We start from the raw sequence: 21,326 nt of genomic DNA, 5'->3' as shown, positions 1-21,326 counted from the left end.
TTCACGACTCCGAGAACAAGGTACTCTCATGGATCAAGGCAAGTAAACCGTTTTCGGAACCGTAAACGATCTAAAAAGGTCAAAGAGGTAAACCCGAAGGAGAATGGATGTGAAACGCAATCGTTTGGTGTGGTTGGGCGTGTTGGCGACGGCAAGCGCGGCGGCCATTCTGGCCGGTCCGCAATTTTTCGAGATTACCCGGGAAGCGTTTGCCGACACAGGGGTTCGCTCCACGGCGTATCCGGCAAGTCCCCGGCCCGATCAAGTATGTCTGACTTGGAGCGGCGATCCCCGGACGACCCAGGCGATTCAGTGGAGGACGGCGCCGACAATCAAGAAAGGGGCTGTCCAGTTCCGTGAAAAAGGCGCGCCGGAAAACGAGTACACCTCAATCACCGCGACGGTCGGCGAAGTCAAGGATCCGGGAACCGCGAACGATCCCGTCAATCATCGTTTTTCGGCGGTCTTGGACGGCCTGAAACCCGGCACATCCTATGCCTACCGGGTGGGCAACAAAAAGGAATGGAGCGAATGGTTTGAATTCACGACGGCGCCGCAAACGGCCGCGTCTTTTTCGTTCGTATACTTGGGCGATCCGCAGTTGGGGCTGGACACGTGGGGGCGCCTGCTGCATGCCGCTTATGATCGCCATCCCGAAGCGGCCTTTTACGTGGTGGCGGGCGACAACGTAAACCGGGGCAACAACCGCGAGGAATGGGACATGTTCTTTCATGCGGCGGGCGGCGTGTTCGACCGCCGTCCTTACGTTCCCGCGCTGGGCAATCACGATTGTCCCCGGGGCGAAGGCCCCCGCCTGTATCTGGATCTGTTGACGCTGCCCACAAATGGTCCGGCGAACATCGGGCCGGAGCGGGCGTATTCGTTCGATTACGGCAACGCGCTTTTCGTCGTGCTCGATTCCAATTCATCGGTGGCGGCGCAAAGCCCATGGCTCGAGGAACAACTCAAGTCGTCGAAGGCCGTCTGGAAATTCGCCGTGTTCCATCATCCGGCGTATTCCTCCGCGCCTCGACGCGACAATGCCGAGGTTCGCGAGCAATGGGGCCGTCTGTTCGACCGGTATCATGTGGACATGGCCCTGCAGGGACACGACCACGGCTACCTGCGGACCAAACCGATGCGCGCGGGTAAGGAAGTGTCGTCACCCGCCGAGGGCACCGTGTACGTGATTGCGGTTTCCGGCACGAAATATTATGAACTGGTCGAACCCGATTGCGCCGCGAAAACCATCGCCCGCGTTTCGACGTACCAGGTCATCGGCATCGAAACCGGCCAGGAGAACCGGTTGACCTACCGCGCGTACGATATGGAAGGAAATGTGCGGGACGAAATGATTATCGTGAAATAAGGAAGCGGGCGGAACGGTGGTCCGCATGCGGTAAAAAGGGATATATCGAACCGCTTCTGGCGCGCACCGGCGCAAAATAGCGTACGGCCGATCAAGTCACCCCGCGAAAAATCCCAGACAGGCTGAAACCGCCCAGCAGGCGAAGAGGGCGTGAACAAGGGGTCGCGAGTGCTTCCATGACGACAACCGGCCCAATCCCGCCGCGCCGAGCACCGCCAGGCTCGACAAGGCGCCAAGGGCATAAAACGCCTTGACCGCGCAGTAAAACGGGTTGGTGAGAAAATGGAACAACAGGGCGGCCAAGAAAAGGCCGACGCATAACGCCGCGGGGAGAAGCCCCGTCGAGGCCGATTTGCCGGGACGGATCAGCGCGCCCGCCGCGCCGGCCAGAATCGCAAGCGAGGGCAACAGGGCGAACCACATGCCGGGAAAGACGAACCCATAATTCCATCGGGGCGTCGCGGTGAGATCGGCCATGCCGCTGAGCAGGCCGTCCATCCACACGGTGGAATAGAGGCCGTCCCAGAAACTGTAGATGCCCGAAAACACAGGCCGTATGAGCGCGTCGCCGAACGCCAGCAATTGGGCCGGGGTGCGGTAACCGGGATCCTGCCACCATTCGATGCCGCGGGAGGCGTCCCAGCCGCCGATAAAGGGACGTCCCAGTTCAATCCAGTTGCGGGCGTAGTACCATCCCGCGGCCAGCCCCGCGACACCCGCCAGCAACGCCAGCGCGGCGCATGTTTGCTCAGCCCGGCGGCGCACCGGCCCATCATGGGAAAAGACGGCACGGGCAATTCCCAGAACCGGAGGAAATACGACCAGCAGCGCGGTGACTTTGGCCAATAGCGCCAATCCGATCATGAATCCGAGCGGAATGCACTGTCGAACGCGAAACGCCGCCGGATCCCGGAACAGCGGAAGGGTCATATACATCACGCAGCCGATGAGCAGCCCCGCGAGCGGCTCGTTCGAGATATATTGCGACATGTAGATGTTCATCGGCATCCAGCCGCCAAGAATGGTCGCGAATATCTGCAAGTCGCCGCGTTCGGGAAAGATGCGCCGGGCTGTGCGATAACACAATTCGATTTGGGCGGCGCCGCAGAGAAGAGGGATGATACGAAGCAGGCGGACCGCGGTGTCGAGGGGAAACGCGCTCTCCAGCAATCGAAACAGGGGCGCGCTTATCAGATAGTAAAGCGGCGACTGGAACATCTGCCAGCCCTCGGTCGCGAGCGGAACGCGCCATGTCCGCGCCACATATTCGATGTATTTGAAGTGGCCGTCCTGATCGAAACCCAGATCCAAGGGCAGTTTCCACAGGTTGTTGGCGCCCAGCACCAAGAATCCGCCGAGCACGCACCAACGGACGTTTCCGGGGGTCAGATATCCGCGAATGCCCGGCGCGCGGCCGACGATGAGGCTGCATCCGAACGCCAGGCAGAAGATCATTGCATAGATCGGCAACCGCCGCAGGAACACTTCGGGAACGGCCTTGACGTTTTGCGCGGGTTCATACCGATGGGGCCGACAAACGGGCACGGCGGGCGTCCATGTCTTGCCGTCGTCGCTCGCCTCCCACGACGCGCCGGTGTAAAGATTCAGTTCGGGACACCACGCGATGAGGCACGCCGGACCGTTGCGGTTCAGCACCATGACGCGCACCGCATGCGTACCGGGCACAAGCCTGGGCGCCAAGTCCACCGTGCGGACTTCTTTCCAGCGTTCCAATCCGCCGGGAGCGTCAAGAACGCATTCCCCGTCGAGAAACACGCTGGCCGCGCGCATGCCTTGCAGGTTCAATACCGCCCGGTCCGGTTTCTCCGCAACTGAAAACGTGGTGCGAAAGCCGTGAACGCGCAGGTCGTTCCAGCGCGCTTGCAGCGACACGGGTTCTTCGATGCGAATCCATTGTGCGCCGTGCCGGTCGTACAAGAACGGGATCGCGGGATCGCGCCGGATTCGATGCGCGCCGAGAAACAGCGTCGCGGCAACCACCAGAACACTTGCCGCTATCGCCAACCCGCGCATACCGATTCCTATGACGTTGGAAACAAATAGTTCAGAAGCGCAGAGCCTTCGGCAAAGTCCGGGATCAGAATATCCGCGCCGGCGCGTATCAGACGTTCGCGCTTGTGTTCGTCCCAACCGTGGCCCGCCACCTCGTTCGAGGCGACGCCGATGGCGATGCAGCCGTTTTCCTTGCCATTGCGAATTTCCACGGGACCGTCGCCGACCGTCATGACTTCCGTGCCATGCAGTTGATGCGCCGCGATAATTTCCTTGAGCACCTTTTCCTTCGAATATTCCTCAATCGATCGCACCGCCCCCCAGATTTCATCGAAATAGGGCGCGGCGCCGACCTTGGCGGCCTCGTTCCGGACGTCCTCGCGGTCGGTGCCGCTGAACACGTACAACCTGACGCCCTTGTCGCGCAGCATCCGCACAAAATCGAGCGCGCCGCGCAGGGTCGCCTGTTCGACGGTCATTGCGCCCGATTCCAGTTGGGCGATGCGCTCATTGACCGGGACCATCAGGCGTTCGTTGTAGATATCCTTGTAGCCGTAGGGATCGAGGATCTCCTCTTCGGGCACCAGACCATGCGCGCGGACCATCTCGACCAGTTTCTGCATCTGAAAAATGGTCTGGATGCCCGTGGTTTCGTCAATAACCCGATGCACTTCGTCAATGATGTCCTGCGTGGGCGTGGTCTTGCCGCAGATCATTTCGATCATGACGGGCGCCATGATGTTTTGCCAGCCCTCGCGCAGCAGGCTGATGGTGCCGTCGAAATCGAACAGGGCGTGTTTCAGACGGCCCCGTTCCACTTCGTTGATGATTTCGATTTGCGTTCCTGGAAGATAATTTCGTTTCACGCGCTTCACTCTCCTTCAAACTGCACCAGCACATGCACCGGAAGCCCCGCGAGTTTTTCGCGCCCTTTGAGATCCGGCAATTCCACCACAAACGCCACCTCGACGATTTCCGCGCCGAGTTTTTTCACCAGGCCGGCCATGGCCGCCATCGTCCCGCCCGTCGCCAGCAGGTCGTCCACCAGCACGACCCGGTCGCCCGGTTTCAGCGCGTCGAGATGGATTTCAATCGTGTCCTTGCCGTATTCGAGGTCGAAGTCCTCGGCGAGGGTCGCCGCGGGCAACTTGCCCTTCTTGCGCACCGGCACGAACCCGATGCCCAATGCATAGGCGAGCGCCGCCCCGAAGATGAACCCGCGCGCGTCCGCGCCCACGATGGCCGTGATGCGCTGGTCGGCATATCGCGCCTTCCAACCTTCGATGATTTCCCGAAACGCCGCGCCATTGCCCACAAGCGTCGTAATATCCTTGAATTGAATCCCCGGTTTTGGAAAATCCGGGACATTGCGGATGATCGCTGCAAGATCCATGGTTTCCTCCATCGTTTTTCACGAAAGCGGTAGCATGACGCTTTTGTCCCGTCATTTACAAGCCCGCCTGAATTCGGCCGCGTCAACGAAAAATTTTTCCACGACAACGGCCGATTTCAGGTTTGCGGCATTGCGGCTTCGCGTCGGGATTATTTTTGACCGCCATGGCCCTCAAGAAAAAACACCCGCCGGCTTTCGGGGATCAATCCGCAGCATTCAGAATGCCGATGCCGGGATGCTGCCGCCCCTGTTGTTCGTAGTCCAGGCCGTAGCCAACGACAAAATGGTCGCCGATGACCATGCCGGCGAAATCGGCTTCAATGTCCACGCGGCGGCGCGACGGCTTGTCGAGCAGCACGCATACGGCGGCGCTGGCCGCGCCCTGGCCCCGCACCCATTCGAGGATCGCCTGGGAAGTCCGCCCCGTATCGAGGATGTCCTCGACGACAACGACATCCCGTCCGGCAAGCGGCGTTTCGGGCAGATAGCCCAGCGCAACCGGCCCGTTCGACGCCGTCCCCTCGTAACTTCGCGCACGGATGAAATCCACCAGCACGGGAATCGTCATCCGGCGCATCAGGTCCGCGGCGAACACAATGCCGCCCTTGAGCACGACAAGCAGCACGATTTCGCGGCCCGCATAACGACGCGACAGCGCATCCGCAAGGGCCTCGACGCGCTGCGCGATCGTTTCGGGGCTAATCAAGGGCGTCACGTTCATCGAACACCTCCACTTCGACAATCCGCCGCGTATGCGCCGTGACGGCCACATGGGCGTCAATGGCCCGTCCCACAATCCATGCGATGCGGCCGCCCGCGAGCAAAAGCCATTGGGCGTTGCGTTCGGGAACGGACACGCCGGCGTCCACGAAATAGTCCTGGAGTTTTTTGGTTCCCGTCATGCCGAAGGGAGTGAAGCGGTCGCCTGCCCGCCACGGCCGCGCCGCCAACGGTCCGTGCAACGCGTCCGCGTCGAACACCTGCCGGGCCGGCGTGCAATACGCCCGCCAGTCGCGCGGTTCGACGGCCCTCGCGGGCGACACGAGGAAGGCGCGTCCGCCCACGCAAGTCGTGCCGGGACAGGCAATTTCCGTTTCGGCAAGGGCGCAGGCGTTCGATTCGACATAGGCGAACCGCCGTCCGTTCCGCAATCGGAATCCCGATCCCAGATCGCACTGCCGGCCCGTCGGGCCATTACACACGAACTCGATCCCTTCGCGGATATGCCCGTAGTCACAATCCGCGCCGTTGCGCCACGCCAGCAGCAACAGCACGCGGCCTTGCAGCGCGCGGTCCATGGCCGAAAAACGATTTCGATCCAGCCGGTTGTCCAGGATGCCGCACGCCTCGGCTTCTTCCGCGGCCATGCGGCCCAGCAGCCGATCGTCGTCCTGGAGCAAGGCGGCCGTGCGCGACAACGCCTCGACCAGGTTGTGGTTGTAATCCCGTGCCAATTCCGGCAGAAGACGGCATCGGACGCGGTTGCGGAAATAGCGCTCGTCGGTGTTCGATACGTCCATTCTGAATTCAAGTCCATGATGTTCGAGGTATTCGAGTATCGCGTCGCGTTGGCAATCCAGCAACGGCCGTACAATCCGCACGCCATTCTGTTCGCGCCGATAGGGAATGCCTGAAAGGCCGCGTCCCGAAGCGCCCCGCAACAGCCGCATCAGCACCGTCTCCGCCTGATCGCCCGCGTGATGGCCGGTGGCGACCGCTGTGTACCCGCAGGATCGCGCAATTTCGACAAGGAAGGCGTATCGCGTCGCCCGCGCGTGTTCTTCAAACGACACCCCCATTGCACGGGCTTCTTCCGTCACGTTTCTCTCGCGGACATGGCACTCGACGCCGAGGCGGGCCGTCCATTCGCGGACCCATGCCGCATCCTGCGTGCTTGCCCCGTGCCGCGTCAAATGATCCAGATGCGCGGCGCCCGTCGGGTATCCCAGCGCGCGCAAAACGTGCAAAAGGCACACGGAATCCGGTCCGCCGGACAACGCCACCAGAACCCGATCGTCCGGCGCAAGCAGGTCATGATGCCGAATGGTCTTTTCGGCGCGATCAAGCAAAGATCCCATCCCATACCTCGTGGAGTCTGGCGGCGGTCGGACGGCCCTTGTTCGACTTCGGGACTTCAGGATGCCGGCAGGCAAGGAACATCGCCCGTTTGCACAACGCCATCATGCATTCCGGCCGAAATATAGTATATCCTGTCGCATGGCGGCAAAATACCTGAATCCGCCGACGCCGGTTTGATGCGTTGCGGTCCAAATCGGTACCATACCCTCATATTATGAGCCAAGATTCCTCACCCGACACCGCGCGAGCGGGAAAGTCCCGCCGCGAATGGCTTGCGCTGGCGGCAATCCTCCTGCTGGGTCTCTTGTTGCGTGTCTGGTATTTGGACGTGATTCTCGACGCGCCGGATTTCGCCGCGCCGCAACAGGACCCGGATGTGCAGGATTACTATGCGCGCGCGTTGATTTCGGGCGACTGGTCGGTGCGCGAAGGCTGCAACGATCCGCACATGCGGACCACACCGTATTTTCGTCCGCCGGGACACGGCTACCTGCTTGCGGCCATCTACTGGCTGGCCAACGGTAATTACCTTGCGCCGCGCCTTTTCAATCTCGCGCTGGGACTCGCGAGCATCTGGCTCGTATACCGGCTGGGCAAGCGCGTGTACGGCGCGAAGGAAGGGCTGATCGCCGCCTTTTTCATGGCCACCTATTGGGGGTTCATTTACTGGGAAGGCGAACTGAACGATCCGGTCGTGTTCGTTTTTCTGGTACCGTGCCTGTTTCTCGCGTTGCGTGCGTGGGGAGACCGCATGACTGTCCGCTGGGCCGTCGTGATAGGGCTTATTTTTGGGATTTACGCACTGATGCGGCCGAATATTCTGGCTTTCGGTCCGTTTGCCGCCGCATGGATGGCGTGGATCGCATGGCGGCGCGGATCGATCGCGCGCATTCCGGCCTCGTGGGCCGCGCTGTTGGGGGTAACCCTGCTGACGATCGCCCCTGTTACGGTGCGCAACTATGTCGCTTCCGGCGAATTCGTGCCGATAGCCACCTACTTCGGCGAAAATTTTCTGATTGGAAACGGCGAGGATTCCGACGGCGTGACGCCGTGGACCCCCTACCTGCAACGGCTTGAAGGCACGGGCAGTTGGTCGGTATGGGACTACGACAACGTCGTCAAGGGACTTGGCAAGGAAGTGGGCAAGCCGGATCTGACCCATTCGGAAGCGTCGAAAATTTTTACCCGGCAAACGCTGGCCTACATCGGGGAACACAAATGGCGGACCTTCAAACTGGCGCTCGCGAAATGCGTGTTGTTTTGGAGTCCAAAGGAAATCACGTGCAACAAGGTCGTCGAGGCCGAGAAGGCCTTCTACGCGCCATTGAAATACCTGCCCGGATTTCCGTTGGCGGCGGCTCTTTTCTTTTTCGGCCTCGCCTTGCTTTTATGGCATGAATGGCGGCAGCCGGTTTCGCGCGAGGCATCCGGGGCGGGCGTCACGCGCACGGAAATGAGCGTGCTTATCCTTGTGTTTATCGCGGTCTATTTTGCGACATTCATCCCGTTTTTCGTCAATGGCCGCGCCCGGATTCCATTGATTCCGCTTTTCTTTCTCGTTGGCGCGTTTGGATTGCGCCGCATGGGGGATTGGGCGCGCGAAGGCCATTGGCCGCGGACGGTCGGGGCGGGGGCGGCCTTGGCGGTCCTGTACGGTTTGGCATCGGTCTCGTATATTCCGTATGAGCCGGATCGTGCGCGATGGCACTACCAACGGGCCGACTCGTTGTTCCGCATCGGGAAAATTGACGAAGCCATCGCCGAGGCGCGGAAATTATTGGACATGGAACAGACCGCGGCCTACATGCACCAACGGCTGGGCAACCTCTTCAACGCGGCGGGGCGGACCGTCGAGGCGTCGGCACACTATGACGCCGCGCTCAAGCGCGATCCGGAATTCCAAGACCTTTACTACCTGCAAGCCCAAGCCTTGCAGGATCAGGGCAAGACGGATGAAGCCGAACAATATTACCGGCGCGCCCTTGAACTCAATCCCTACGATGCGCGCGCCCACAATGAACTGGGCGAATTGCTCGCGCGGAAAGGCCTGACGGAGGAAGCTGAAAAACATTTCGAGGAGGCGTTGCGCGTCGCGCCGGATTACGGCGAGGTGCTCGAACGGCTCGACACGATGCTGTCCCGGCAGGGACGCGGCGAGGAAGCCATTGCGCGCAATCGCAAGCGCCTCGAGGCGAATCCCAACTTGAAATACGTGCGCTACGAACTGGGCCGGCTGTTGTCGGAACGGGGCCAGTACGAGGCGGCGCTCGAGGAGTTCAACCGCGCCCTGCAAATAGACCCGATGTTTCAGGATCCGCACTACCAGATCGCGCACATGCTCGCGGAACAAGGCAAAACGGAAGAGGCGATGGCGCGCTTCGAGGAGGCGCTTCGGCTCAACCCGGACGACGCGCGTTCGCACAACGAACTGGGCGCGCTCCTGGTGGAACAGGGCAAACTGGCGGAAGCGGAGGCGCATTACAACGAGGCGCTGCGCGTGACGCCCGATTTTGGACACGTTCTCGACCGCCTCGGGCGTCTGTTGACCGCGCAGGGCCGCTACGACGAGGCCCTCGCCCGGTATGAAAACGCGCTCCGGGTCAATCCCAACAATCAGGATGTGCATTATCTGCTTGGCCGCGAACTGGTGCTGCAGGGGCGAAAAGACGAGGCGGCGCCCCACTTTGAAGAGGCCATCCGGCTGAATCCGGATGATGCGCGCGCCCATAACGAACTCGGTGAAATCCTCGCGGAGCGCGGCAAGATTGACGAGGCGATGAAACATTATGAAGAGGCCTTGCGCGTGGATCCGCAGTTCTCGTACGTGCTCAACAAAATGGGCCGGATTCTGGCCTCGCAAGGCAAGTTCGACGAGGCGGTCAAACGGTACCGCGACGCGCTGGCGATCAATCCCGACAACCAGGATGTCCATTACCTGCTTGCCCGGGAACTCGGCGCGCAGGGCAAAACCGACGAGGCTGTCGCGGAACTGAACGAGGCGCTGCGGCTCAACCCGGACGACGCCCGGGCGCATAACGACATTGGACTGGTCCTGATGCAGATCGGCAAGCCGGAGGAGGCCATCCGGCATTTCCAGGAAGCGCTGCGCATCGCGCCGGATTTCACACTGGCGCTCAACAACTGGGGAAACGCCCTGGCCGGCCTCGGAAGGATCGACGAGGCGGAAGAACGTTATCGAAAGGCGCTGGAGGTGCGCCCCTCGGACGAGTATGCCTATTACAACCTTGCGGGTCTCGCGGAACGCCGGCAGCAATATGACACGGCCATCGAACTCTATCACAAGGCGATGAAGAACAGTCCCTCAAACTCGAACATTCCAAACGATCTGGGGCTTCTATACGCCAACCTCGGCAAATCCGAAGAAGCGATCAAGTGGTATCAGTACGCGCTGACGGTCGATCCGCGCAATCCGACGGTCTACAACAATATCGGATACGAAGCATACAAGCAGGGCCATTACGACGAAGCCATCAAGCAATACGAAAAGGCGCTGGCGATCATGCCCGATTATGTGCTCGTATTGAACAACCTCGGCACCGCGCTGGCCGATCAGGGCAAGCGCGACGAGGCCATCGCCCGCTATGAAGAGGCGCTCAGGGTCCGGCCGAACGACGGCAACATCCACAACAGCCTCGGATACCAGTATGCGTGCAAGGGCGATGCGGAAAACGCCCTGAAACATTACCAAGAGGCCGTCAGGCTGATCCCGCGATTTCCGCTCGCCTACAACAATATCGGGAATTTGCTGGCCGGCCAGGACAAACTGGACGAGGCCATCGCAAACTACCGCAAGGCGATAGAAATCCATCCGCGCGAACCGTATGGTCACTGGAACATCGCGAACGCACTCATGAAAAAAGGACAGATGGAAGAGGCCATTGCCGAATATGCCTTGGCGCTGGAATATGCCCCGGAAAACGCGGATTTTGCCAACGACCTCGGTAATGCGCTCGTCCGTGTCGGACGCATTGACGAAGGCGTGCGATACTATGTCCGCGCAACGGAACTCGATCCGAAACATGTCAGCGCCCACTGTAATCTGGGCGCCATCTATGCCGCGGCCGGCAGAAATGAACAAGCCGCCACACACTACCGGCATGCGCTGGCCGCCAATCCCCAGGCGGAAGCGGCACGTAAAGGTCTTGAAAAACTGGGCTTTCCGGCACAATAAGAACGCGTTTCAAACACCTTCTCCCCGTTCTCCCCGTTTCGCCCTTCATTACTCTTCGTGGGGTGTCGAGCCGCCGGACGCCGACACAGGCCGGGTCAGAAAACCGTCGAAAGCCAGCGCTCCGTTCCGGGCGTGCGCGTTCAACGCGGCATGCCCCAAGCCCGAAATGAAATCGATCACCGGATCCAACCGGCGGACATCGGCAATAGGGGGAACGTTGAGGAGTTTCCATTGCGGGGCATGCTGGACAATCTGGCGCAACAAAAACCCGGCCCGATCCCAGTATATGCGCAAAGCCGCATCAGCCTCGCTCGGAACGCCTTCGCGTGTTTCCGCGGCTAATTGCGCCATGACCGGTTCGCGCGTCGCCGCCAGCCAGTCGTTTCCGGCCCGGCCCAGGCACAGGGTGAAATCGCTGCCCATCCATGGAATACGAAGACCCGGCTCGCCGTTCCATTCCGCCGGATACGCGGGGCTGTTTTCCGCAATCGCCGCAAGCGGATGAGCGGCGGCGGCGTTTGCCCCGCGCATGACACATGCCAGCACCGGGAGGGGAAAGACGGAAGCCGTTACCACATCCGTCAAGGCCAGTGATATCTCTATGATGTCGTCCTCCCAGCCTTCGGGCAGCGAAGGCACATCCCACCGGTCCCACGCGTCCGCAATCAGTTTTTCCCATTCGTCCGGGCAGGCCTTCCCAATCCACGGCGCCATTGCGCGGGCCGCATCGGCCAGATGGGCCGGCTTACGGACGCTTATGGAAAGTATCGGCGGCTTAGCCCAACTGTCCGGCAGCACAAGGGGACGTTCCGCGTGCTCCATCCGCGCCCGAATGCTTCCGGACACCGGCAAACCGGGCACGGCCTGAACCGATGCCTGAAATTCCTCCGGTCCGAAATGGCGAAAATGAAGGGCGTCGAGCCGCCCTTCATGCCGGACGGCCACGCCGTCTTGCAACACCGCCGCCACATAGTTTTCGGACGGCGAGAGGATCAAAAATCCCTGCCGCCACGCATAGCGCCACCCGGCAAAGGAAAAAGGGGGATTTCTCGGACCTTCCAGCAGCCGCCGGCATCCATCCACAGCGTGCAACAAAAGGCCCGGACGGAGACAAACACCCACGCCTTCCGGCGCGGAGGCGACAACCATGCGGCCGCCCATCCAGACCCGCCAGCGCAGAATCGTCGGGCGAATTCCGAGTTGGATCCGCGTTTTTCGCTGAAATTCGCCGATAAACTCGTCGAACGCTTTCGTGGCGCCTTCCCCTTCCGGCGTTTGCGACAGGGCCGCGCAAAAAGCGCCGGCATCATGGGCCGTGATTGTCCATTGCGCGCCGGAAGGACGAAACCCCGTCATCGGCGAGGTCTTGATAACGGCATCCGCGAGAGCCAACGCGCCCAGTATCGCTCCGGCGGCCAGCAATGGTCCCCAGCGTCGCGCCCAACCCGCTTTCATTCGGAATTCCAGATGATTTCCTTTTCCCTGTCGCGTTGCGCCTCCAACGCGGCAATCGCCTCCGCCAGTTCGGCCTTGAGACGGTTGAAGTCCTCCAGCGACCCGGCCGCACGCAGTTTGTCCTCATGGGACAGTTTCTGTTCCGCGATTCGGGCCTCGAACCGTTTTTCGATTTCGGCCATGCGCGCTTTTTGTTCGTCCGACAGTTTTTTGGTGGGTCCGCTGGTCTTTTCCAAACGTTCCATCGCCAATTCATACGCACTTTTCACGACGAGAGATCCTCCACGGCATTCAGGCCGGATTACCGGCCCTACACGTTGAATTCATCTTCCAGAATGGCGGCAATAAACCGCTCGACGGAAACGGGATAATAATGGCTGTCCGGGGTAATGATAACGCCGGTCGTGATGTCTTCCATGCGTTCGAGTTCATCCAAGGTGGCCGCCAGGGCCGATTCAACGGGTTCCTTGAGATGTTTCACGGTGATGTATTCCGATTTGCACTCGACGGGCCTGTCGCGAAATCCCAAAAAACCGAACACGCGCCCCATCAACTCCAAATCAACATTTTCCTCGCCGAACACATCGCCGTACGTCGGATTATAGCGGGAAGGCCGCAACACAAAACGGGGCGACACGTGGACCCGTCCACGGACTTCGGTTGTGGAGAATCCATGTTCGCACGCGCCGCCCAGACACACGTAAGGCAGTTCATGGTAGCCGCTGATGATTCCATACGTGGGCCGGCGGATAATTTCCGTGCGCCGGAAAATCTCATGCATTTCAGATCGGCCAAACGGCATGTAAAAACTCCTGTATTTCAGTCCTGAAAGGGCGTGGCCCGGTCATCGCGCAAACCATTGGGCCAACCCGATTTTAACAAAACGGGTCAACGGCGCCGGCACGGGCGGATTGGCGCCGGCCACGGCCACGTACGCCGTCTTGTTCGCCGGATCGCATATCAAGGCGTGCAACGTTTCGGTGTCCGGTCCGCCAACGGGCGGATTGGCCAGCAATTGCGCCGCCGCGGCCACATCCATTCCTCCGGGAGGCGCCTCTATCTGCTTGCCAATCCAGTCGTAGCGTTTCCATGTGTTTTGCATTTTGAGCAGGGGAAGGGCCGCCTGCAGATTTCCGGCATCAATACCGTATTGGGCGCCGTATCGAAGGACCAGTTTGAGCAATTGGGCCTCGCCGATCGGGTGGTTTGTCCGCCGGATCGCGTCCTTCATCGCCCAGTGCCCGGTTCGCTCCGTTTCCTTCGGGTCGAGCGGACCGAACACGCCGCAGGAGACGGCATCCACCTCAAGCGCCCGCGCGCTTGGAATTTTTCCATCACCCATTATGAAATTCCAGCCCGTGGTGCGCGGGCCTTTCTCGATGATGGCGACGGCCTCGTCGAGCGTGGCGGCCTTTTCGAGCACCCGCCGCATCAGAAGCATCAGGGGAAGACCGTCGAAGGTCTCTTCCGAGGACACCGAGGTCATCTCCCCAATCGTGATACCCTCCGCGTTCATTCCGCTGACGCTTCCGATCCCCCCGGACCAGCCCGGCATCATGAATGGAATGCCTCCCTTGGGCCGCCAAACGAGAATGACCGCGTTTTCCTGCGCACCGTCCTCGATATTCCAATCCAGGTTGCGCCCGTGCAGCAACCGCCCGTCTTTCGTCCACTGGCCCCACACCGCGAAATTCGAGCAGTGTTCGGCCGGGGCCGCCGTGCCGGGACGATTCAATTCCGGCGGATCGTTGGGCTTGTGATGGGCGATTTCCGCCTGCGTGACGGCCGTCCGGATATCCTCATAGGCAATGTCCGTCACACCGGCCGCCTCGAGTCCCTTGACCAGCCCCTTCATTTCCTCGATATATTCCGGGGGAAAATGTTTTTCCATGCGTTCGGATTGCGCGGCAATGTATTCCCTGGAATATCCCTTGGCGTAAAAAGCCTTGGCCATGTAGCCTTCCCGGATGATATGCCGAATTTGTTTCGCGAGCAGGCGTCCGTGCTGAAACCCCATTTCGGCCGGAGTTCCCTCCATGACCAGCAGGCATTGGTTGTCCACCCGGAAAAGTTTCCCCGCGCCTTCCTGGTCGATCAGCACCGTTTCGGGTTCCATGACCAACGCCGGAGTAACGAGTTCTTGCGGCGCCGAAGACGCCGTCTGCGCCGAAACCGGCCCTGCGGCTATTGCCGCAATCACCATCATCCCCAACACGAAATGTTCAAAAGAATGTCGCATACTTTTTTCCCAATCCATTCTCGCCACAATGTCTCTGTCAAGTCTACTGGAATGCGCCGGCGCGTGGCAAAGAACGGCATGCGCTCCGCACGCCGGGAACACGGCAAGATGTCGCGTCTACGGTAGAAGCGGCATCTTGCCGCTTTACCATCGCATCCTTTGATCAAGAACACAATGATCAAACGCGCAGACGTTCGTCGCCCAACAAACGGCATCTTTATTGGCTTTCAGGCCTATTTTCGAGCCTCAATACGCCTTTGGGCGCCGATTGTGGAACAGCCGCCAAGACGTTCGGTTGACAAGGGAAAAATAGCGTGATAGAATACGGCCCATGACGGTTGCCCGGAACGGATTCGGGCAACAAGCAGAAGCATCTGCTTCTCACCCGGCGGCGGCGCGCGTGCTTGCCGGCCGGGTTCGCGAAACATGGACGCGGGCGCGATTGTCCCGCTGAACGCGACGCCCATCGGCGGAGGACAGGTGTCTTCCGCCGATTTTTCATTGCGGACGTGTCGGTGGTCGGCCGCCGCAATCAGGCAGTACCGGGGCGTGGTGCCCCCATGAGGAGGATCGTCCAATCGCCAGGATTGAAGAGGAAAAGGTCCGTGTGAATCAGATGATTCGTGCGCGACAGGTTCGCGTAATTGACGAGGAAGGCAACCAACTGGGCATCATGAGTCCCGCGGACGCGTTGCGGGAAGCCGAGGAACGGGGCCTGGACTTGGTGGAAGTGGCGGGCAAGGCGATGCCGCCCGTATGTCGCATCATGGACTACGGGAAATTCCGGTATCAGCAAAGCAAGCGCGCCAAGGAATCCAGAAAACATCAGCACACGATCACGGTCAAGGAAATCAAATACCGCCCCAAGATTGACGTGCACGACTTCGAAACGAAGACCAATCATGTGCGCGCATTCCTGCGGGAAGGCGACAAGGTCAAGGTGACAATCATGTTTCGCGGCCGCGAAATGGCCCATCCGGAATTTGGACGGGAAATCCTCGCGCGGGTCGTGGAAGGCACCAAGGACCTGAGCCAGGCGGATTGCGACGTTTCGGCGGCGAAACTCGAAGGCCGTAACATGTGCATCGTTCTGTCGCCGACGGCGGGCGCCCATCCGACGACCCACCCGGCGCCGCAGGCCTAACGCCGGCGGCGCACGACAGAATCACGGCGGACCCTTTTCAGGACAGGGCAGGGAGATCCTTTTTTGTTTTATCAGGAGGTGCGACAATGCCAAAAGTCAAGACGAATCGCGGCGCGGCCAAACGGTTACGCCGGACCAAGAACGGCCTGTTCAAGCGGAGCAAATCGTTCCGTGGCCATCTCAAAACCTCGAAATCGGCCAAGCGCCGGCGGGGACTGCGCCGCCCGATGGTGCTGGACGCGTCCGATCACAAGCGCGCGCAGGAATTGCTGCCCTACGCGTAACCCGTTGAATCGTTCATAGAGTCTGCAACCCGCCCACCCGGCGGTTTCGGAAAATAAGGAGTCAAGACCATGCCTCGTGCAACCAATGCCCCGGCGTCACGCGCCCGGCGGAAAAAATATCTGAAAATGGCCAGCGGTTTCCGCGGAGGCCATCGGCGTTTGTACAAAACCGCCCGCCAGGCGGTTGAGCGTTCGCTGTGTTTCGCGTACCGTGATCGCCGCGCACGCAAGCGGGATTTCCGCCGGTTGTGGATTGCCCGCATCAACGCGGCGGCCCGCGCGTGCGGCGTCAGTTACAGCCGGTTCATGCAGGGACTCAAGATGGCCAACGTGGACGTCAACCGGAAAATGCTTGCCGATCTGGCGGTGACCGACGAGGTTGCGTTCAATCACCTCGTGGAAGTGGTCAAGGCGCAGTTGGGCGCCACGCCGAAGGCCTAACGTCCGCACCATCAGCCCGTCAGGATCTTTTCAGGCGGAAACGGAAGGACGCGGAGGGTTCAAGGCTTCCGCCCGTTCGTGGGAGGTCAGCCATGCAAATTGTGCCGGCGGTGGACATCCGCGGCGGCCTGTGTGTCAATTTGGTTCAGGGCGATTACGGCCGGGAAACCGTGTTTGGCGAAGACCCCGTTGCCCAAGCCGTGCATTGGCATGAACAGGGCGCGGCTATTGTGCATATCGTGGACCTCGACGGCGCCAAGGCGGGCCACTGTTGTATCGCGCCGCAGTTGAAAGCCATCGCGGCGGCCGGCGTGCCATGCGAGGTCGGCGGCGGGATCCGCGCCATGGACACCCTTCACACGGTATTCGGCGCGGGCGTCGAGCGCGCCATTCTCGGCACCGCGGCTTTTCGCGATCCGGCTTTTCTGCGCGAGGCGGCGAAGGCCTATCCGGGGCGCATCGTCGTGGGCATAGACGCCAAGGCCGGCAAGGTCGGCCTCGAAGGCTGGCTGGAGATCACCGAAACGGACGCGGTTCCGTTTGCGATGGAGGCTGAGGCGGCGGGCGCGGCGCGTATCATCTACACGGACATCCTGAGCGACGGCATGATGGCCGGGCCGAACATCGAAGCGACGCGCGCGATTGCGCGCGCCGTGCGCATTCCCGTGACGGCGTCGGGCGGCATTTCCAGCCTGGACGACATCCGCGCGCTTCGGACGGCCGAACCCGACGGCATTGACGAAATCATTGTGGGCCGCGCGCTCTATCTGAAACGATTCACGCTCGCCGAGGCGATGGCCATTGCGTCGGGCAAATGAAAGTTGAGCATCCAGGATTCCCCCGATGCCGAACGAAATGGCTGCGCGTAAACTCGGCGTGGTTCAACCAGGATCGTCTTGTCATGCTTTCGCATACAATCTGCCAGATGAAGCCTTTTACAAATTTCCCATATATACTGTTCTTGGCGGCCAATTCTGAAAGTGTGTTCTGTCCTGAAGCAGACAAGATCGCAGTACTCGCGATGCCGAAAAGGTATTTTTCAGTCCTGACGTTGCGATGGTGCCACGACAAAGTTCACACGAGCGCGGTTGATTTGTCAGAACGGCAGTACTACCATGCGGCTTGGCTGGCGCCACGCGAGACAGAAAATGACACAAGACCTATCGAGAAAACGACTGGAAACAAAGGCGATCGTGGTCGGATATGCCATGAGTCGCCTTGACCACCGTTACTTGTACTGTAGAGGCTTGAACAGCTGGCGCGAGGCCTACAGGGAAGCTTCCAAATCACTAATGGAGCCAGACGCGACGTTCAAAAATCTGAGAGATGAGTTTGATCCTATTCATCTCAATCCGCGCAAAGGCTGGCACATGCGGCCTTTACGTGCTAACAGGCAAACAGTCATGGAAGAGTTGAAGGAAGTAAGCGACGATGCCTTGATGGTGCTCGTGGAAAAAATCCTGTCGCATGCGGACACCGAGGTAAAGGATGCTATAGACGCACTGGCAAGAATCACGAAGACAGCCGCGAATGTGGCTGAAAGACTGCTAACCGGCAGGCGTGCGGAGGAATATTTCATAGCCAATTGTTCTGACTTGGTGAACGTCCTTCCGCAACATCTTGTCGATCTACGCAATGCTGCTGTTGGGTACGACTTCGGTATCACGCATGACAGAGGAACCGCGATAGAGGTCAAGGGCATCAAGGAACAACAGGGAAACATCCTCTTCACAGACAGGGAATGGGTAGAGGCTAAACTGCGCAAGGATAGATACCTGCTTGTGGTCGTCGGAAATTTGGTTGATATTCCCAAGGCCGTGGTCGTAAGGAACCCTTCTGGCCGGCTGATGGTTTCGTGCCGTTATCAGAAATCAATCAGCGTTACATGGTCATCAACAATATCGATCATATAAGTGTTTATGTAAGAGTTCACCGTCTGGCGGTCATTCGTTTGTGCATTGGAGATAAGTGCGAGAAAAGGGAAGTGCCTTATTGTGCGCGGCCACGATGTGAGGATGTGAGCAAGTTGACAGGCAAGGGCAGAAAAGCAAAAGATACCCCAACATGAGGGAGCCAATTAAATGCACATCGAGTCGGTGGCGATAATCGGCGTTGGACTATTGGGCGGATCGCTGGGCCTTGCCCTGAAGGAGCGCGGGCTGGCCGGCGTGGTGCGCGGCGTGGGACGCCGCCGCGAATCATTGAGCAAGGCACTGGAGGCCGGCACGATCGATTCGGCCCATCTGGATCTGGCCAGCGGCGTTCAGGACGCGGATCTCATCGTGATTTGCACCCCGGCCAGCCAGGTTGTTCCCCTGCTGGATGTCCTTCGGGATATTGCGCTGCCTTCGGCGATCGTTACGGATGTGGCCAGCACCAAGGCTTCCATCTGCGCCCATGCCAACGCGACGTGGTCTGTTCCCCGTCGCTTCATCGGAAGCCACCCCATGACGGGTTCGGAGAAATTCGGACCTGAACATGCCTTCGCACATTTGTATGAAAACGCGGTCGTTGTCCTGGAAAAATCCCGACATGTGGACAATCACGCCCGCAATCTCGTCCGTAATCTCTGGGAATCGGTGGGGGCGCGGATTGTCGAGGTTGAACCGGTCGAGCATGACGCCATTGTTGCGCGGACCAGCCATGTGTCCCATGTGGCCGCGGCCGCCTTGGCTACCATCGCCGTGCGGCAGGGACCCAATGCCCAGCCCTTGTCCGGCAGGGGGTTTCGCGACTTCACCCGCATCGCGGCAAGCCGCCCGGAAGTCTGGCGCGATATCTGCCTGACAAACCGCGCCGCCGTTTTAAGTGGATTGGACGAATTCACCGAGGAACTGCGGCAGATACGGGCGGCCATTGATCGTGGCGACGGCTTGTCTATCGAGGCCTTCTTCAAGGCCGGCCGCGCGGCCCGTGAGGAAATTGTGGGAACATGACATGCCGGATTGCGCAAAGCCGGCAGGCGGGCCCGGCATGACCAGGAAACCGACCAGAGGACTGTTTATCACGTTCGAGGGCGTGGAAGGCTGTGGCAAATCCACCCAGGCGGCGCTTTTACGTGCCTATCTGGAGGCCAGGGGCCGGGCGGTGGTCTGCACACGCGAGCCGGGCGGCACGCCCATCGCGGAGGCGATCCGCCGCGTCCTGCTCGATCCCGCCCACGGCACGATGCTTCCCGTGACGGAACTCCTGCTGTACGAGGCGGCGCGCGCGCAGCACGTCGGTGAACGGATTCGACCGGCCCTTGCGGTGGGCGCGGTTGTCATTTGCGACCGGTTCACCGATTCCACGACGGCGTATCAGTGCGCGGGACGCGGTCTGGGCCACGATGTGGTTGAGCCATTGCACGGGATCGCGACGGGCGGTCTGCGGCCCGACATCACGTTCGTGATAGACGTGCCCGCCTCGCTCGGTTTGGCCCGCAAGGCCGGAATGGGCACGCCCGACCGAATCGAGCGCGAAACGCTTGCGTTTCACGAACGCGTCCGCGCTGAATATCTGCGGATCGCGTCCGGGGATCCCGGGCGCGTTCAAATTGTGGACGGCACGCGCGACGCGGAAACGGTCGCGGCGATGATCCACGGGCGGATCGACACTTTGCTGGAGGGCGGATGAGTCTCAAGGCCGTTCGCGATCAGGATGCCTCGATGCGCCTTCTGGGCAACATGCTGTTACGGCGGCGCATACCCAATGGATTGCTGTTTTGGGGACCGGGCGGCGTCGGCAAGCGCCTTGCCGCCGCGGAAACAGCCAAGGCAATCCATTGCCGGGAACGCGAGAACGACGCCTGCGACGCCTGCCTGTCCTGCCGCAAAGTCGCGGCGGGCAACCATCCCGACGTCGTTTTTCTCGCGCCCGTCAGCAAGTCCCGCATCATTACCGTGGAAATGGTTCGTTCCATGACGGAATTGGCGACCTTGCGCCCCTTCGAGTCGAACTGGCGGGTCTTCATCATTCAGGACGCCGAACGCATGGGTGTTCCCGCGCAAAACCACTTCCTGAAAACACTCGAAGAACCGCCGGGCAATTCCCTGTTTATCCTGGTTTCCGAATCGCCGGGCCTGTTGCTTCCCACGATACGATCGCGCTGCCAGCGCATCCGCTTTGGCGCGCTTCGCCCGGAAACCGTCGCGGAATTGCTCGAACGCACACGGGATCTGCCGCCCGACACAGCGCGGGCGATTGCCGCCGTCGCGCAAGGGCAGATGTCCCGCGCGCTGGACCTCGTGGATACCGACAAACGCGAGGTCGTGGTGGCGGTGGCCAGGCAACTTTCCGAGGGCGCGGATCCGCTGGCCCTGGCGGAAGATTTCGCGGACCGCCTGAACCAGCGCCGGGAAGAAATCAAAACCGCCCTCAAGGCCGAGATGGATTCCGAGGCCTACAAGGAGGCGACGCGCGAGGATCGCGAAGAGATGAAGAAACAACAACTGGCCCTTGCGGAATCGCTCATCCGGCGTGATATCATGGAATATCTTTTCCTTTTCCAGACATGGTACCGCGACGCGCTCGTGCTGAACGTGACCGGCGACGCGAACCGCGTGTTGAATCGCGATCAGATTGACGGATTGCGCGTGATGAAAACCGAAGAACTCGACAAAAAATGCGCGGCCATGGAAAAGGCCAAATTGTATATTGAACGGAACCTCAAGGAAGAACGGGTGCTGCGCGACCTTTTTCTGGCGTTGTCCGAATAGGTCGCATGGCGGAGCGGTGA

19 protein-coding genes are annotated in these 21,326 nt (G+C 60.3%); 10 read left to right on the top strand and 9 right to left on the bottom strand.

The features are described from left to right. The first annotated feature begins 109 nt into the window (after positions 1–109). Complete coding sequence (locus P5540_07205; GenBank protein ID HRT64603.1) at positions 110–1,369, top strand: metallophosphoesterase family protein; 1,260 nt, start codon at positions 110–112, stop codon at positions 1,367–1,369. Positions 1,370–1,465: 96 nt separating this feature from the next. On the opposite strand, the gene P5540_07200 is transcribed toward P5540_07205, so the two are convergent. From P5540_07200 to tilS, 5 genes are all read right to left on the bottom strand, one after another. After that, positions 1,466–3,403, bottom strand: a complete 1,938-nt coding sequence (locus tag P5540_07200) for a hypothetical protein (protein HRT64602.1) — start codon at positions 3,401–3,403, stop codon at positions 1,466–1,468. An 8-nt stretch (positions 3,404–3,411) separates the two neighbouring features. Next, entirely contained in the window at positions 3,412–4,248 is an 837-nt protein-coding gene (locus P5540_07195) for an HAD hydrolase-like protein (protein HRT64601.1), read from the bottom strand. Positions 4,249–4,253: 5 nt separating this feature from the next. Further along, on the bottom strand, positions 4,254–4,775 hold the full coding sequence (locus P5540_07190) for an adenine phosphoribosyltransferase (protein ID HRT64600.1): 522 nt from the start codon (positions 4,773–4,775) through the stop codon (positions 4,254–4,256). A 202-nt stretch (positions 4,776–4,977) separates the two neighbouring features. Further along, entirely contained in the window at positions 4,978–5,496 is a 519-nt protein-coding gene (gene hpt, locus P5540_07185) for a hypoxanthine phosphoribosyltransferase (protein HRT64599.1), read from the bottom strand. Further along, positions 5,474–6,853 (bottom strand): tRNA lysidine(34) synthetase TilS, encoded by a 1,380-nt coding sequence (tilS, locus tag P5540_07180; GenBank protein ID HRT64598.1) that lies wholly within the window; start codon positions 6,851–6,853, stop codon positions 5,474–5,476. The genes hpt and tilS overlap by 23 nt, the downstream gene beginning before the upstream one ends. 215 nt (positions 6,854–7,068) lie before the next feature. On the opposite strand from tilS, the gene P5540_07175 reads away from it, so the two are divergent. After that, positions 7,069–11,046 carry a tetratricopeptide repeat protein gene (locus P5540_07175; protein ID HRT64597.1) on the top strand — a complete coding sequence of 1,326 codons (3,978 nt, stop codon included), beginning with the start codon at positions 7,069–7,071 and terminating at the stop codon, positions 11,044–11,046. A gap of 48 nt (positions 11,047–11,094) precedes the next feature. On the opposite strand, the gene P5540_07170 is transcribed toward P5540_07175, so the two are convergent. From P5540_07170 to P5540_07155, 4 genes are read right to left on the bottom strand one after another with little or no spacing between them, the layout of a single operon-like run. Further along, the gene (locus P5540_07170) at positions 11,095–12,501 is read right to left on the bottom strand and encodes a hypothetical protein (protein HRT64596.1); all 1,407 of its coding nucleotides are present in this window, start codon (positions 12,499–12,501) and stop codon (positions 11,095–11,097) included. Next, positions 12,498–12,770 (bottom strand): hypothetical protein, encoded by a 273-nt coding sequence (locus tag P5540_07165; GenBank protein ID HRT64595.1) that lies wholly within the window; start codon positions 12,768–12,770, stop codon positions 12,498–12,500. The genes P5540_07170 and P5540_07165 overlap by 4 nt, the downstream gene beginning before the upstream one ends. A 41-nt stretch (positions 12,771–12,811) precedes the next feature. Continuing rightward, positions 12,812–13,303, bottom strand: a complete 492-nt coding sequence (locus P5540_07160; protein HRT64594.1) for a hypothetical protein — start codon at positions 13,301–13,303, stop codon at positions 12,812–12,814. Between the two features lie 42 nt (positions 13,304–13,345). Continuing rightward, complete coding sequence (locus P5540_07155) at positions 13,346–14,740, bottom strand: C45 family autoproteolytic acyltransferase/hydrolase (GenBank protein HRT64593.1); 1,395 nt, start codon at positions 14,738–14,740, stop codon at positions 13,346–13,348. Between the two features lie 616 nt (positions 14,741–15,356). On the opposite strand from P5540_07155, the gene infC reads away from it, so the two are divergent. The 8 genes from infC (at position 15,357) to holB (ending at position 21,306) form a co-directional block, all read left to right on the top strand. Further along, on the top strand, positions 15,357–15,884 hold the full coding sequence (gene infC, locus P5540_07150; protein ID HRT64592.1) for a translation initiation factor IF-3: 528 nt from the start codon (positions 15,357–15,359) through the stop codon (positions 15,882–15,884). Positions 15,885–15,970: 86 nt separating this feature from the next. Continuing rightward, positions 15,971–16,168, top strand: coding sequence for a 50S ribosomal protein L35 (gene rpmI, locus P5540_07145; protein ID HRT64591.1), 198 nt, complete (start codon positions 15,971–15,973; stop codon positions 16,166–16,168). 69 nt (positions 16,169–16,237) lie between these two features. After that, positions 16,238–16,609 (top strand): 50S ribosomal protein L20, encoded by a 372-nt coding sequence (rplT, locus tag P5540_07140; GenBank protein HRT64590.1) that lies wholly within the window; start codon positions 16,238–16,240, stop codon positions 16,607–16,609. A gap of 92 nt (positions 16,610–16,701) precedes the next feature. Beyond that, a complete protein-coding gene (hisA, locus tag P5540_07135) occupies positions 16,702–17,427 on the top strand; it encodes a 1-(5-phosphoribosyl)-5-[(5-phosphoribosylamino)methylideneamino]imidazole-4-carboxamide isomerase (protein HRT64589.1) in 726 nt (241 codons plus the stop codon). Positions 17,428–17,724: 297 nt separating this feature from the next. Beyond that, the gene (locus tag P5540_07130; protein HRT64588.1) at positions 17,725–18,522 is read left to right on the top strand and encodes a DUF3883 domain-containing protein; all 798 of its coding nucleotides are present in this window, start codon (positions 17,725–17,727) and stop codon (positions 18,520–18,522) included. Between the two features lie 168 nt (positions 18,523–18,690). Continuing rightward, positions 18,691–19,545, top strand: coding sequence for a prephenate dehydrogenase/arogenate dehydrogenase family protein (locus P5540_07125; protein HRT64587.1), 855 nt, complete (start codon positions 18,691–18,693; stop codon positions 19,543–19,545). 37 nt (positions 19,546–19,582) lie between these two features. Continuing rightward, positions 19,583–20,224: a dTMP kinase gene (gene tmk, locus P5540_07120; protein HRT64586.1), complete on the top strand. Its 642-nt coding sequence runs from the start codon at positions 19,583–19,585 to the stop codon at positions 20,222–20,224. Beyond that, positions 20,221–21,306, top strand: coding sequence for a DNA polymerase III subunit delta' (holB, locus tag P5540_07115; GenBank protein HRT64585.1), 1,086 nt, complete (start codon positions 20,221–20,223; stop codon positions 21,304–21,306). Before tmk ends, holB begins: the two co-directional genes overlap by 4 nt. Positions 21,307–21,326: the final 20 nt, after the last annotated feature.

Source organism: Candidatus Hydrogenedentota bacterium, from assembly GCA_035450225.1.
GTDB lineage: Bacteria > Hydrogenedentota > Hydrogenedentia > Hydrogenedentales > SLHB01 > DSVR01.
The sequence above is the reverse complement of the archived record's forward strand: the minus strand, read 5'-3'. Positions and strand labels throughout refer to the sequence as shown.

Coding starts and splice junctions, on each gene's coding strand:
- P5540_07200 (HRT64602.1), bottom strand. CDS start 3,403: ATGCGCGGGTTGGCGATAGCGGCAAGTGTTCTGGTGGTTGCCGCGACG.
- P5540_07190 (HRT64600.1), bottom strand. CDS start 4,775: ATGGATCTTGCAGCGATCATCCGCAATGTCCCGGATTTTCCAAAACCG.
- hpt (HRT64599.1), bottom strand. CDS start 5,496: ATGAACGTGACGCCCTTGATTAGCCCCGAAACGATCGCGCAGCGCGTC.
- tilS (HRT64598.1), bottom strand. CDS start 6,853: ATGGGATCTTTGCTTGATCGCGCCGAAAAGACCATTCGGCATCATGAC.
- P5540_07175 (HRT64597.1), top strand. CDS start 7,069: ATGAGCCAAGATTCCTCACCCGACACCGCGCGAGCGGGAAAGTCCCGC.
- P5540_07170 (HRT64596.1), bottom strand. CDS start 12,501: ATGAAAGCGGGTTGGGCGCGACGCTGGGGACCATTGCTGGCCGCCGGA.
- P5540_07160 (HRT64594.1), bottom strand. CDS start 13,303: ATGCCGTTTGGCCGATCTGAAATGCATGAGATTTTCCGGCGCACGGAA.
- P5540_07155 (HRT64593.1), bottom strand. CDS start 14,740: ATGCGACATTCTTTTGAACATTTCGTGTTGGGGATGATGGTGATTGCG.
- infC (HRT64592.1), top strand. CDS start 15,357: ATGATTCGTGCGCGACAGGTTCGCGTAATTGACGAGGAAGGCAACCAA.
- rpmI (HRT64591.1), top strand. CDS start 15,971: ATGCCAAAAGTCAAGACGAATCGCGGCGCGGCCAAACGGTTACGCCGG.
- rplT (HRT64590.1), top strand. CDS start 16,238: ATGCCTCGTGCAACCAATGCCCCGGCGTCACGCGCCCGGCGGAAAAAA.
- hisA (HRT64589.1), top strand. CDS start 16,702: ATGCAAATTGTGCCGGCGGTGGACATCCGCGGCGGCCTGTGTGTCAAT.
- P5540_07130 (HRT64588.1), top strand. CDS start 17,725: ATGCGGCTTGGCTGGCGCCACGCGAGACAGAAAATGACACAAGACCTA.
- P5540_07125 (HRT64587.1), top strand. CDS start 18,691: ATGCACATCGAGTCGGTGGCGATAATCGGCGTTGGACTATTGGGCGGA.
- tmk (HRT64586.1), top strand. CDS start 19,583: ATGACCAGGAAACCGACCAGAGGACTGTTTATCACGTTCGAGGGCGTG.
- holB (HRT64585.1), top strand. CDS start 20,221: ATGAGTCTCAAGGCCGTTCGCGATCAGGATGCCTCGATGCGCCTTCTG.